Annotated in this window: 12 protein-coding genes; 6 read left to right on the top strand and 6 right to left on the bottom strand. The window is 75.2% G+C overall.

Going from position 1 to position 12,940, the window contains the following annotated elements; all coding sequences use genetic code 11:
* Positions 1–74: 74 nt before the first annotated feature.
* A complete protein-coding gene (locus ACFYP3_RS18230; RefSeq protein WP_388833157.1) occupies positions 75–1,457 on the bottom strand; it encodes an FAD-dependent oxidoreductase in 1,383 nt (460 codons plus the stop codon).
* Between the two features lie 61 nt (positions 1,458–1,518).
* Positions 1,519–2,580, bottom strand: coding sequence for a DUF4349 domain-containing protein (locus ACFYP3_RS18225; protein WP_388833154.1), 1,062 nt, complete (start codon positions 2,578–2,580; stop codon positions 1,519–1,521).
* A 138-nt stretch (positions 2,581–2,718) separates the two neighbouring features.
* On the opposite strand from ACFYP3_RS18225, the gene hemG reads away from it, so the two are divergent.
* Positions 2,719–4,233 (top strand): protoporphyrinogen oxidase, encoded by a 1,515-nt coding sequence (gene hemG, locus ACFYP3_RS18220; RefSeq protein ID WP_388833151.1) that lies wholly within the window; start codon positions 2,719–2,721, stop codon positions 4,231–4,233.
* Between the two features lie 4 nt (positions 4,234–4,237).
* Positions 4,238–4,951, top strand: a complete 714-nt coding sequence (hemQ, locus tag ACFYP3_RS18215) for a hydrogen peroxide-dependent heme synthase (protein ID WP_319732494.1) — start codon at positions 4,238–4,240, stop codon at positions 4,949–4,951.
* A 113-nt stretch (positions 4,952–5,064) separates the two neighbouring features.
* Here hemQ and ACFYP3_RS18210 read toward each other — a convergent pair whose 3' ends face one another.
* The 4 genes from ACFYP3_RS18210 to ACFYP3_RS18195 form a co-directional block, all read right to left on the bottom strand.
* Positions 5,065–6,714, bottom strand: a complete 1,650-nt coding sequence (locus ACFYP3_RS18210; RefSeq protein WP_388833148.1) for an alpha/beta hydrolase — start codon at positions 6,712–6,714, stop codon at positions 5,065–5,067.
* A 102-nt stretch (positions 6,715–6,816) separates the two neighbouring features.
* Positions 6,817–7,881 carry a TIGR04222 domain-containing membrane protein gene (locus ACFYP3_RS18205; RefSeq protein ID WP_388833146.1) on the bottom strand — a complete coding sequence of 355 codons (1,065 nt, stop codon included), beginning with the start codon at positions 7,879–7,881 and terminating at the stop codon, positions 6,817–6,819.
* Entirely contained in the window at positions 7,878–9,209 is a 1,332-nt protein-coding gene (locus ACFYP3_RS18200) for a DUF692 domain-containing protein (RefSeq protein ID WP_388833143.1), read from the bottom strand. The genes ACFYP3_RS18205 and ACFYP3_RS18200 overlap by 4 nt, the downstream gene beginning before the upstream one ends.
* 132 nt (positions 9,210–9,341) lie before the next feature.
* Positions 9,342–10,094, bottom strand: coding sequence for a peptidyl-tRNA hydrolase (locus ACFYP3_RS18195; protein WP_388833140.1), 753 nt, complete (start codon positions 10,092–10,094; stop codon positions 9,342–9,344).
* A gap of 71 nt (positions 10,095–10,165) precedes the next feature.
* Between ACFYP3_RS18195 and ACFYP3_RS18190 the strand changes: the two genes are divergently transcribed.
* From ACFYP3_RS18190 to ACFYP3_RS18175, 4 genes are all read left to right on the top strand, one after another.
* Positions 10,166–10,840 carry an AIM24 family protein gene (locus ACFYP3_RS18190; protein ID WP_030713549.1) on the top strand — a complete coding sequence of 225 codons (675 nt, stop codon included), beginning with the start codon at positions 10,166–10,168 and terminating at the stop codon, positions 10,838–10,840.
* Positions 10,837–11,664 (top strand): ATP-binding cassette domain-containing protein, encoded by an 828-nt coding sequence (locus ACFYP3_RS18185; RefSeq protein WP_388833401.1) that lies wholly within the window; start codon positions 10,837–10,839, stop codon positions 11,662–11,664. The genes ACFYP3_RS18190 and ACFYP3_RS18185 overlap by 4 nt, the downstream gene beginning before the upstream one ends.
* Positions 11,661–12,314 carry an ABC transporter gene (locus ACFYP3_RS18180; RefSeq protein WP_388833137.1) on the top strand — a complete coding sequence of 218 codons (654 nt, stop codon included), beginning with the start codon at positions 11,661–11,663 and terminating at the stop codon, positions 12,312–12,314. Before ACFYP3_RS18185 ends, ACFYP3_RS18180 begins: the two co-directional genes overlap by 4 nt.
* 123 nt (positions 12,315–12,437) lie before the next feature.
* A complete protein-coding gene (locus ACFYP3_RS18175) occupies positions 12,438–12,938 on the top strand; it encodes a hypothetical protein (RefSeq protein WP_388833135.1) in 501 nt (166 codons plus the stop codon).
* Positions 12,939–12,940 lie beyond the last annotated feature (2 nt).

Raw genomic sequence — 12,940 nt, 5'->3', positions numbered from 1 at the left:
CGATCGAAGCCTCGGCCCGTGCCCCGCGTGACGGGGCACGCGCCGAGGCTTCGCCCGTCTGGCGCGCACGGGAGCTAGACCCCCGCCGAGCGGACCGCGGAGACGGCCTTGCGGGCTGCCACCAGGACGGGGTCCCAGACGGGGGAGAAGGGCGGGGCGTAGCCCAGGTCGAGGGCGACGACCTGGTCCACGGTCATGCCGGCCGTCAGGGCGACCGCGGCGATGTCCACCCGCTTCGCGGAACCCGCGCCGCCGACGATCTGGACGCCCAGCAGGCGACCCGTGCGGCGTTCCGCCAGCATCTTCACCGTCATCTGCGCCGCGCCCGGGTAGTAGCCCGCCGTCGTGGTGGAGGTGATCGTGGCCGTCACGAAGCGCAGGCCCGCCTCCAGGGCGTCCCGCTCGCGCAGTCCCGTACGGGCGATCTCCAGGTCGCACACCTTGCTGACCGCCGTGCCGACGACCCCGGGGAAGGTCGCGTAGCCGCCGCCGACGTTGGAGCCGATCACCTGACCGTGCTTGTTGGCGTGCGTGCCCAGCGGGATGTGCCGGGTGCGGCCCGCGACCAGGTCCAGGACCTCCACGCAGTCGCCGCCCGACCACACGTCCTCGTGCCCCCGCACGCGCATCGAGAGGTCCGTGAGGATGCCGCCCGACGGGCCGAGCGGCAGGCCCGCGGCCCGGGCGAGGGCCGTACGGGGCTCCACGCCGATGCCGAGCACGACCACGTCCGCCTCGTACTCCTCACCCGCGGCCGTGGCCACCGCACGGACCCGGCCCTGCTCGTCCGTGAGAATCTTGGTGACCTCGGCGCCGGAGACCGTGCGGATCCCCATGCGGTTCATCGCGCTGTGCACCAGGCCGCCCATGTCCGGGTCCAGCGTGGCCATCGGCTGCGCGCCCCGGTGCAGCACGGTCACCTCGTAGCCCCGCTCCACCAGGGCCTCCGCCATCTCCACGCCGATGTAGCCCGCGCCGACCACGACCGCCCGGCGGCCCGGGGTGCGCTCCAGCGACCGCATCAGGCGCTGGCCGTCGTCCAGGGTCTGGATGCCGTGGACCCCGTGCGCGCCGATGCCGGGGAGCCGGGGGCGGACGGGACGCGCGCCCGTGGCCAGGACGAGCTTGTCGTAGCCCGTCCAGGATTCGGATCCGCTGTCCAGATCGCGGGCGCGGACCCGGGACCCGGGCAGGTCCAGCTCCACGACCTCCGTGCGGGTGCGCAGGTCGATGCCGCGGACGCGGTGCTCCTCGGGGGTGCGGGCGATCAGGTCGTCGCGCTCGGCCACCCGGCCGCCGACCCAGTACGGAATGCCGCACGCGGAGTACGAGGTGAAGTGCCCGCGCTCGAAGGCGACGATCTCCAGCTCCTCCGGGCCCTTGAGCCTGCGGGCCTGTGACGCGGCGGACATCCCCGCCGCGTCACCGCCGACCACCACCAGTCGTTCCGTCGCCATCGTCCGTACCGCCCCTTCACCCCGACATCGGATGGTGAACACGCTACGGGCGAACGCGCGTTCAGTCCCGCACGTTCGGGTCCGCGTCCGCGCCGGGGTCCGAAGCCGGTGTCCGGGGCGCCGGGACCTGGCCCGCGGTCCGCTGCGGGACGGCGACGGGGACCGGGGCCGGGGCCGGGCCGGAGGCCGTGACCGGGGCCGCCTTCGGGCGGGCAGGGCGCCGCCGCCGGTACAGCCGGACCAGCAGCGCCACGACTGCGGCCGTCAGCGCGAACGGGAGCAGCGCGCCCACCGCCACCGTCAGGTACCGCACGATCCTGGTGAAGACCTCCCAACCGCCCCGCAGGGCGCCCAGGAAGGTGGGCTCCTTGTCCTTCTTCTTCTCCGCGGCCGCCGGCTTCGGCGCGGGCTCCGAGACCTCCAGCGTGATGGTGCCCATCGCGGTCTGGTCCCTCAGCGCGTTCTGCTGTGCCTGCAGCGACTCCAGGTCGGACTGGCGCCGGCTCAGCTCGCTCTCCAGCATCACCACCTCGCTCAGCGCCGTGGCCTTGCCCATCATCTCCCGCACCCGGGCCACGCTCGCCTGCTGCGAGGCGACGCGGCTGCCGATGTCGGCGACCTTCTCGGTGACGTCCTGCGCGTCGACCTTGCGGTGCAGGAGCCTGCCGCTGCCCTCCATGGCGCCGAGCACCGCGTCGTAGCGCTCGCCGGGCACGCGAAGGGTCACCGTCGAGGTCATCCGGCCGTCCTCGCCGCGCCGGGTGGACTCGTTGCCGACGTAGCCGCCCGCCCCGTCGGCCGCGGCGCGGGCCGCAGCGAGGGCCTTCTGGGCGTCCGTCGTCTCGATGCCGAGCGTCGCCGTGCGGATCACGTTCGGCCGGACCGCGGCCGCCGGCGGGGCGTTCTTGTCGCCCGGAGCCGCGGACGGGGCGGGAGCCGCCGCGGCACCCTTCGCCCCCTCCGGGGCCTTGCCGTCCTGGGCGGGCGGAGGCGCGACCGCCGCCCGGTCCGCCGAGGACGCCTTGCCGTCGGCGTCGGCGCCGCAGCCGGTGAGCGCGAGCGCCCCGGCCAGGGAGAGGGCGGCCAGGGCCGCCGCGGAACGGTGTCTGTGCGGAGCACGCATCTTGCAAACCCCCGGAGATCGGCTGGTGTTGCCGTTTCGACGCACGGAGCCCCGTCGCGGGTTTCGCTCACACGGTCCCGGGCCGGTCCCGATGCGGTCACGGTCCGGCCTCGATGATCGGTCTGAGACGATGTGTCCATGCACGAAGCGGACATGCGTACGGATCGGCCGGGCCGACCGGGCTCCCCCGGCCACGTCGTCGTCATCGGCGGCGGCATCGCCGGCCTCGCGGCGGCCCACCGGCTGCTCGCCGAAGGGGCCCGCGTCACGCTGCTGGAGGCCGGACCGCGCCTCGGCGGCAAGCTGTACGCCGGCGAGCTCGCCGGGGCCCGCGTCGACCTCGGCGCCGAATCCATGCTCGCCCGCCGCCCCGAAGGCGTGGCCCTCGCCCGGGCCGTGGGCCTCGGCGAATCCGTGCAGCCGCCCGCCACCGCCACCGCCCACCTGTGGACCCGCGGCGCGCTCCGGCCGATGCCGCGCGGGCACGTCATGGGGGTCCCGGGCGACCTGGCGCCGCTCGCCGCCTCCGGCGTGCTCTCCGCGCAGGCCCTGGCCCGCATCGAGGCCGAACGCGAACTGCCGCCCGCCGAGCTCGGCGAGGACGTCGCCGTCGGCGCGTACGTCGCCGCCCGGCTCGGCCACGAGGTCGTCGACCGGCTGGTGGAGCCGCTGCTCGGCGGGGTCTACGCCGGCAACGCCTACCGCATCTCCATGCGGGCCGCCGTCCCCCAGCTCTTCGAGGCCGCCCGGACGTACGCCCTGCTCTTCGACGGCGTACGGGAACTGCAGCGCCGGGCCGCGGCCCAGCCCCAGCAGGCCGGTCCGGTCTTCGCCGGCATCGACGGCGGCATCGGACGGCTGCCGCTCGCCGTGGCCGAGGCCTGCCGCGCGGCCGGAGCGCGGATCGTCACCGGCGCCCCCGTCACCGAGGTCACGCGTACGGCTGAAGGCTGGCGGATCGTGGCCGGCGCCGGGACCGGCGGGACCGCCGGGACCACCGAGATCATCGAGGCCGACGGAGTGGTCCTGGCCACCCCGGCCGGGCCCGCCGCCCGCCTGCTCGACGGGCTCGCGCCCACCGCCGCCGCCGAACTGCGCGGCGTCGAATACGCCTCGATGGCCCTGGTCACCATGGCCTTCCGCCGCTCCGACCTGCCGGCCGCCGTCGCCGGCGGGGACGCCAGCGGGTTCCTCGTACCGCCCGTGGACGGCCGGACCATCAAGGCCTCCACCTTCTCCAGCAACAAGTGGGCCTGGGCGGGGGCGGATCCCGAGCTCTTCCTGCTGCGCACCTCGGTGGGCCGGTACGGCGACGAGGCCGACCTGGGACGCGAGGACGGCGAGCTGGTCGACGTCTCCCTCGCGGACCTCGGCGAGGCCGTGGGCCTCGCGGCCCGGCCGGTCGCCTCCACCGTGACCCGCTGGGACGGCGGGCTGCCCCAGTACCCGGTCGGCCACCTCGACCGCGTCGCCCGGATCCGCGCGGCCGTCGCCGCCCTGCCGGGCCTCGCGGTGTGCGGCGCGCTCTACGACGGGGTGGGCATCCCGGCCTGCATCGGCAGCGCCGACCGCGCCGCGCGGGCGGTGCTCGCCTCCCTCGGCGCGCGTACGGCACCCCTGGCGCCGACCACTGATCAGCGCACGGGACAATAGGAACATGACTGCACCAGAGAAGATTCCCAACGCGGGGAAGAAGGCGAAGGACCTCAACGAGGTCATCCGCTACACCCTGTGGTCCGTCTTCAAGCTGAAGGACGTCCTGCCCGAGGACCGCGCCGGTTTCGCCGACGAGGTCCAGGAGCTGTTCGACCAGCTGGCCGCCAAGGACATCACCGTCCGCGGCACCTATGACGTCTCCGGCCTGCGCGCCGACGCCGACATCATGATCTGGTGGCACGCGGAGACCGCGGACGAGCTGCAGACCGCGTACAACCTGTTCCGCCGCACGAAGCTGGGCCGCGCGCTGGAGCCGGTGTGGTCGAACATGGCCCTGCACCGCCCGGCCGAGTTCAACAAGTCGCACATCCCGGCCTTCCTCGCCGACGAGGTCGCCCGCGACTACGTCAGCGTGTACCCCTTCGTGCGCAGTTACGACTGGTACCTGCTGCCGGACGAGGACCGTCGCCGCATGCTCGCCGACCACGGCAAGATGGCCCGCGGCTACCCCGACGTCCGCGCCAACACCGTCGCCTCCTTCTCGCTGGGCGACTACGAGTGGATGCTGGCCTTCGAGGCGGACGAGCTGTACCGCATCGTCGACCTCATGCGTCACCTGCGCGCCTCCGAGGCCCGCATGCACGTCCGGGAAGAGGTGCCCTTCTACACCGGACGCCGCAAGTCCGTCGCCGATCTGGTGGCCGGGCTCGCCTGATACCTCCCCTGGGGGGAAGGACCGGAGGACGACCACACCGTCAGGTGAGTTCCTCCGGTGGATCGGGAGGCCCTGCCCCCGAAACGACGCAGCCGGAGATCCCGCCCGGAAGTTCAGACGACTGGCGGCAGCAGCGCCCCGCGGGCGCCCGCTGCCCGGTCGTCCAGCGACACCGGTGCGGGCTCCGGATGCGGCGCACACCTGACGCGCCACCCCGGGACGGCGCCCGTCAGCAGATACCGCTCCACGTGCCGGTCCACGCAGTCGTTGCGTCCGCCGACCACTCCGTGCGAGCCGGCCCCCGCCTCCGTCACCAGCCCGGCCCCGGCGCCGAGCCGCCGCTGGAGCTCCAGCGCCCCCGCGTACGGGGTCGCCCCGTCCCGCTCCGCCGCGACCACCAGCGTCCGCGGCAGCCCGGCCGGCCCCTCGACCGCCACAGGCCGCTGCCGCCGCGGCACCGGCCAGGAGGCGCACGGCAGGTGCAGGAAAGCATGGGCCCAGGTCTCGAAGGGGGCCTCGCGGGCCGGCACGGTGTGGTCGCGCTCCCAGGTCTCCCAGTCCGCGGGCCAGGGGGCGTCGTTGCACAGCACCGCCGTGTAGACGGCCGTCGCGTTCTCCGCCGCGGCCGCCCCCGCCGGGTCCGGAGCGGCCTGCGCGGTCAGTTGCGCCGGATCGCCGCGCAGGAAGGCCGCCAGGGCCGACGCCCGCTGCGGCCAGACGTCGTCGTCGTACGCGACCTGGAGGTAGGCGGCCCGGAGTTCACCGGTGCCGACCCTCCCGCCGGCGGGGGTACGGGCCACCGCGTCCCGGACCCGCTCGTAGCTCGCCTGCACGGCCGCGGGGGTGGCGCCGAGGCGGTACGTGGCGTGGTGCCGGGCGGCCCAGGCGCGGAAGTCGTACCAGCGGCGCTCGAAGGCGGGCCCCTGGGCGAGGGTGTTGCGGTACCAGACGCGGCGCGGGTCGGGATCGACCGCCGAGTCCAGGACCATCCGGCGGACGTGGCCCGGGTGCAGGGTGGCGTAGACGGCGCCGAGGTAGGTGCCGTACGAGGCGCCCAGGAAGGTCAGCCGGTCCTCGCCGAGCGCGGCGCGCAGGACGTGCAGGTCGCGGGCGTTGTTCAGGGTCGAGTAGTACGGCAGGGCCGCGCCGGCCCGCTGCGCGCAGCCGCGGGCGTAGGCCCGGGCGGCCCGGACGCGCTGCCGCTTGTACGCGGGGGAGGGCTCGGCCGGCTCCTGGGTGGGGCCCGTGGCGCGTTCGGCGGGGTCCTGGCAGGACAGCGGGGCCGAGCGGCCGACGCCGCGCGGGGCGTAGCCGACGAGGTCGTAGGCGGCGGCGATCCGCTGCCACTCGGGTAGTTCGGCGACGAGCGGGAAGTGCATGCCGGAGGCTCCGGGGCCGCCGGGGTGGTGGACGAGCGCGCCCTGGCGGACGGCTCCGCGGGCGCGGGTGGCGGCGACCCGGCTCACCGTGAGGGAGATCTGCGGGCCGTCGGGGCGGGCGTAGTCCAGCGGTACGCGCAGCTCGGCGCAGCGGACCGGGCCGGACAGCCCCTCGACGTCGGGGCAGGCGCGGAAGTCGAGGCGGGCGGTGGCGGCGCGGCGGGCGGCGAGCGCCGCTCCGGCCGACTCGGCTCCGGCCGGAACAGCGTCGGCCCACTCGGCTTCGGCGGTCGGCGGGACCGGTGCGGCGCCGGCGGCCGGTGTGCAGAGGGCGAGGGAGAGCGCCGCGACGGCGGCTCCGTGGCGCGCGAGTCGCGTCCGCATGACGGGGGCCTGCCTCTCATCGTATGAAGTGATGAGAGGCCGGACCGGGTCCGTTGTAAAGGATCACCGGCGGGTGTCGCCCACCGTGCCCCCGTCGGCGGATCAGGAACTGCTGCTGGAACAGCTCGAACTCGAACTGCTGGAACAGCTGGAGCCCGAACTGCTCGAACAACTGGAACCGGACGAGCTGCCGCAGCTCGACCCGCTGCCGCCGGAGCAACCGGAGCCGCTGCCCCCGCAGCCGCTGCCGGAGGAGGCGCAGCCGCCGCCCGAGGCACCGCAGCCCGAACCCCCGCTCCCGCCGTCGCCCGCGGCGCACCACACCACCGGCAGCAGCACGTCCGAGGAATCGGACGACGAACCGTGGGCGTGGTGGTGGGTGTGGTGGGAGCGCGCGCCCGACTGCGCGGCGGCCAGCCGGGTGCCGCGGGCGGCGGGCACCAGCTGCTGGCGCAGGTACGGGTCGCGCAGGCCGCGCAGTCCGAACAGGGCCGTCTGGACGTGCGGGGTCCGGTCGTTCACGTACGCGGAACGCAGCGCCCGCAGCGCCCGCAGCCCCGCCCCGGTGACCCGGCTCTTGGCCCGGACCGAGCCGATCACGCCCACGACGATGCCGATCACCAGCACCGGCAGCACCTTCACGATGAACGGCACCTGGGCGCCGCTGTCGAGGGCGAGCCCCACGAAGGTCAGGACCAGCGACACCGGGATCAGGAGCGCGCACACGACGGTCTGGACCAGCCCCCAGCGGCGCCGGCTCCGGCCGGATCCGGGCGGCCGGACCAGCCCGCGGTCGGCCAGCGCGTCCCCGATCTCCTGGACGGCCGGGTCGCACATGGCGGCGTACCGCACCTGGTAGAGCCAGCCCGAGGGAGCCCCCGCGTGGGCCTGGAGCACGGCGCGCTCGGCCGGGTCGACGGCCCGCGCCCCGGGACGCACCTGGACGATGCCCGGGCCACCGACCACGAGGCGGCCGTCGCCGAGCATCGAGACGAGCGCGGCGTCCACGACCGTGGCCGGCCCGCCCACCACGAAGGCGGCCTCGGACAGGTCGTGGAGAGCGGCCGCGGATCCCGTCGCGGCGGGGCGGCCCCTGCGCACCCCGCGCAGCAGCAGGAAGGAGGAGACGGCTACGGCGGCCCAGACCGCCACGGCGAGGAGGTTCATGCCGCCCTCCCCGCGAGCGCGCGGGCCCAGCGGACGACCCGGCGGGGCGGCCGCACCCCGGCCCGTTCCCGCCACCAGGCGGTGAGCCGGCGCCGGTCGGCGGGATCGGCCGGCAGGTCCCGGATCAGCAGGTGTTCGGCGAAGTCCAGCGCGTCCCGCCGGTATCCGGCGGTCATCGGGCGGCTCTTGGCATAGGCGAGGAACGCCTCGCGGTACGGGCCGCGGCCGCCCAGCAGCCCGGGCAGCTCCGGAGCCACCTTGGCCACGACGTCGGCCCGCTTGGCGGCCAGCGCCCGGGCCTGCACGCGGATGCGCCCGCGGTCGAAGCCCTCGGGAACGGGGGTCCCGGCCACCAGCGCCGACAGCAGCGCGGCCTGCCCGAGCGCGACCCGGGTCCGGGCGGCCTCGGCGGCGACGCGGCCCCCGGGCCCGGCGGCGGCCTCGGACGCGGCGGCGGCCTCCGACGCGGCTGCGGCATCCGGCGCGGTGTCCGGGCGGACCCCCGCCGCGGGGCCGGCCGTCACCACCGCCCGGATCGCCTCCAGTTCGCCCGCGAGCTCCGCCTCCGGCGGGAAGTCGTCGTCCCGCTCCAGCAGCACGCCCGGCGGGTCCACCCGCGAGCGGAGCGCGGCGAGCAGGTCGAGCACCACCGGCGGCACCGGGTGCGCGTGCGTGTCGTGCCAGACGCCGTCCCGCTCGACCCCGCCCGCCACGTGCACGTACGCCAGCGCCTCCAGCGGGATCGCGTCGAGGACGGCCGCCGGGTCCTCGCCCCGGTTGACCCGGTTGGTGTGCAGGTTGGCCACGTCGACGAGCAGCCGGACCCCGGTCCGTTCGACCAGCTCCGTGAGGAACCGGCCCTCGGTCAGCTCCTCGCCCGGCCACGAGAACAGCGCCGCGATGTTCTCCAGCGCCAGCGGCACGGGCAGCGCGTCCTGCGCGATCCGTACGTTCTCGCACAGCACGTCCAGCGCGTCGCGCGTGCGCGGCACCGGCAGCAGGTGCCCGGCCTCCAGCACCGGCGAGGAGGTCCGTACGAACGCGATGTGCTCGGTGACGAGCGGCGCCCCCAGCGCCACCGCCCGCTCTCCGAGCGCCGCCAGCTTCGCCGGGTCCGGCCGGTCGGCGCCGCCGAGGCCGAGCGAGACCCCGTGCGGCACGACCTTCGTGCCGCGCTCGCGCAGCCGCAGCAGTGCCTCGGGCAGGTGGCCCGGACAGATGTTCTCGGCCACCACCTCGACCCAGTCGAGGCCGGGCAGCCGCTCGATGGCGTCCGCGATCTCCGGCCGCCAGCCGATGCCCACCCCCAGGTGTGCCATGGGCTTCATGTCCCCTCGCCCCCTCTCAACGCATCGTGTGCCGATGTCATGGCCCCGACGCGGTCGCGCCAACCGCAGCAGGGGACGTTCAGAGCAACATTTGAGGTTCCCGCGCTCGCGCCGGGTCCTCGGGCGGCTCCGTCAGAGCCGGGCGCGCAGCGCCGGATGGTCGGAGACCACCGTCGCGCTGCCCGGCGCGATCTCGGTGAACCCGGCGTCGCGCACCACCGGCAGCCCGCTCCCGGCCAGTTCCGCCCACCGCTCGCGCGCGGCCGTCCGTACGGCCAGCCGGAAGCCGGAGTCGCGCCAGGCGGCCTTCTCCGCGCCGGTCAGCTCCCACCACGCCAGCTGCGCCGCGTGCCCGGCCTGGGCCATCGCCTTGCCGGCCGACATGTCGAGGCCCGGGTTGAGCCACAGCACGGGCAGCTCCGGGTCCTCGACCGCGGCCACCGGCTCGGGATCGTCCAGATCGGTGCCCGACACCTGGAGCTTCGCGAGCTCCTTGGGCCAGCCGTCCAGGGGCACCGGCGGAAAGACCCGTACCTCCGAGGTGTCCCCGTGCACCGTGACACCCGGCAGGGTCTGCGCCTTGCGCCACTCCGCCCCGCGGGCGCGCCGGACCACCTTGCGGATCCGCGCGTCCTGCCAGTCGCGGACCGCCTCGGCCCACTCGCCCTCGCCCTGCGCCCGCTCGTCGGTGAGCAGCACCAGCACCGCGCGGGCGGCCGTCTCCAGGGCGTCGGTCCGGGCCGGCGGCTCCGCCTTCTCGATCCGGACCACCAGCGGCAGGACGAACTGCGGGGCCTCGTCGCGCAGGGCGTGCTCCTCCCGGAAGGGGCTGTCCGCGCCGACCGCGGGCACGTCGGAGATGTCGTTCGGGTGCTGGCTGCTCATCCGGCCAAGGATGCCAGGCTCCACCTCAAGGAGGATGTCCCGGGTGCTCGCCGCGGGTGAGGATCGGCGGCATGAAGAGTGATCTTTTCGCGTCCGAGAACCTGGCCCAGGCCGCCGTCACCCCCGGCATGAGCCTGCAGAACGCCAAGTCCGTCAAGTACAACGTCAACGGTGAAATGCTGGCCCGTCAGGGCTCGATGGTCGCCTTCCGCGGCAACCTCCAGTTCGAGCGCAAGGGCCAGGGCATAGGCGGGATGCTGAAGCGCGCCGTGACGGGCGAGGGCCTGGCGCTGATGTCCGTGCGCGGCCAGGGCGAGGCCTGGTTCGCCCACCAGGCGGCCAACTGCTTCATCATCGACTTCGAACCGGGTGACGCCCTCACCGTCAACGGCCGCAACGTGCTCTGCTTCGACCCGACCCTGTCCTACGAGATCAAGATGGTGAAGGGCGCCGGCATGACCGGCGGCGGCCTCTTCAACAGCGTCTTCACCGGCACCGGCAAGCTCGCCGTGATCTGCGACGGCAACCCGATCATCATCCCGGTCACCGCCCAGGCCCCGGTCTACGTCGACACGGACGCGGTCGTCGGCTGGAGCGCCCAGCTGGAGACCGGACTGCACCGCTCCCAGTCGGTCGGCTCGATGATCCGCGGGGGCTCCGGCGAGGCCGTCCAGCTGATGCTGCGCGGCGAGGGCTTCGTGATCGTCCGCCCGAGCGAGGTCACCGAGACGGCGGCCGCGCACTGAACCTCACCGATGTGGGCCGGCGTTACGGGCCGCGTCGACCCTGGGTGCTGCGCGGGGTCTCGATGGAGCTGCCGCCCGGAGCCCTCGTACGGATCGAGGGCGGCAACGGCGGCGGCAAGTCCACCCTGTTGCGGCTCGTCGCCGGGATCGACACCCCGACCGAGGGGCGCGTCGACGGTCGCCCGCGCCGCACCGCCTACGTGCCCGAGCGCTTCCCGGCGGCGCTGCCGCTCACGGCCGTCTCCTACCTGACCCACCTGGGCCGGGTGCACGGCCTCGGGCGGACCACCGCGGCCCGGCGGGCGGAGCACTGGCTGGAGCGGTTCGGGGCCGCCGGGCACGCCCGCACCCCGATGGCCGAACTGTCCAAGGGGACCAGCCAGAAGGTGGCCGTCGCCCAGGCCCTGCTCGCCGAGCCGGAGCTCCTCGTCCTCGACGAGGCGTGGACCGGGCTGGACGCCGCGGCCCGCGCCGAGCTGGACCTCGCCGTCGCCGAACGCACCGCCGCCGGAGCCGCCGTGGTGTTCGTGGACCACGACCCGGGCCGGCTCGCGGGCGCCCCCGACGCCCACCACCGGGTCGAGGGGACCGCGCTGGTTCCCGTTCCCCTGCACGCACCCCGGTCCAAGCCGGCGGGGCCCCGGGTACGGATCCGGGCCGCCGGACCGCCCGGCGGCCCGCTGCCGCCGGGGCTCGACGGGCGCCCCGGTCCCGACGGCGCCGTGGTGCTGATCGTGGCCGCCCACCGCTCCGACGAGGTCCTGCGCGTCCTGCTCACCGCCCGCCCGCCCTGGCACGTCCGCGCCGTGGAGGAACTGCCGTGACCGCCCTCGTCCGTTACCAGGGCGCGCTGCTGCTGCGCTCCCAGCGCTGGCTCGCCCCCTTCGCCCTCTACGCCGCCTTCGTGGCCGTCGGGATCCGGCCGGGCGACCCGGTGCTCGACTCCCTCGGCTACGCGGCCGCCGGCCTGGTCCCGCTGACGGCCTGGCTGGTGCGGATCTGCGTCACCAGCGAGCCCGCCGCGGCCCGCGACGTCGCCGCCGCCGCGGCCGGTCCGGCCCGGGTGCAGGCGGCGGCCCTGCTCACCGCCCTCGCCGGGGCGCTGCCCACCGGCGGCGCGGGCGCGGCCGTGGCGCTGCTGCTCGGTGACCGGGTCGGGCCCGACCCCGCCCGGACCGCCCTCGCGGGCGGTCTGGCGGTGGCGGTGTGCGCGCTGACCGGCGCCGCCGTGGGGGCGCTGTGCAGCAGGCCGCTGGTACGACGCCGCGGCTACGGAGTCCTGGCCGCGGCCCTCGGCTCCCTGCTGGCCCTGGTCCTCGCGCCCTCTCCGGCCCACGGGGCGCTGTCGGCCCTGGTCGCGGGGGCGCGCTCGGGATCCGCACCGCTGCCGCTCACGGCCTTCGCGGGGGCGCTGCTCCTGGCGGGCGCCGCGGGCGCGGCCGCCTGCCGCGCCGCCGCCATTCGACGTCTCTAGCCGTTCCAAAGAGTGACATCTCATAACGTAACGTGACTTTTTGCTGGGGTGGGGGGATACCCGTTCCCGTAGAAGTGGCCACTCCGCGTGCGGCGGAGTGCCTCCCTCCAGGAAAGGAAGCACATGAAGAAGCTGGCTTGGGCTGCGCGGGGCATGTCGGTCGTATCGGGAGCGGTCCTGCTCGGGGCCCTCATGGTCCCGTCCGCGGTCGCCGACGACGGCCCGGGGAGCGCCCCGAACTCCAGCAGCTCCATGGCGTCGGGCAAGAAGTGCGGCGCGCGCGACGTCAGCTCTGCCGCTCCGGACTACGTCAACTTCCCGGGCCCGGTGATCTTCCGCGTCGCGAGCGACGCGCAAGGAAACGCGTTCCTCAACGACAGCCGGAACACGGGCGTGTGGATCAACCTCGACGCCCTCGACAACGCGCCGACGTGTGTCATCGGCACCGCGACCTCGGTCACCGAGGCCAACCCGGGTCTCCTCTACATCACGCTGCTGACCCACAACGGGGCCCAGTACCAGGCCGTGTGCACCACCGACAACACGGCTTTCGACCCGTCGAACATCGTGGCGGCGTGCGGCAGCGGGTTCTCGCTCCTCCCGAACACCCCCGTCGTGAAGTAGGG

Origin of the sequence: Streptomyces sp. NPDC005533 (assembly GCF_042871845.1) — a bacterium.
GTDB lineage: Bacteria > Actinomycetota > Actinomycetes > Streptomycetales > Streptomycetaceae > Streptomyces.
This window is presented reverse-complemented; position numbering and strand designations above follow the sequence as displayed.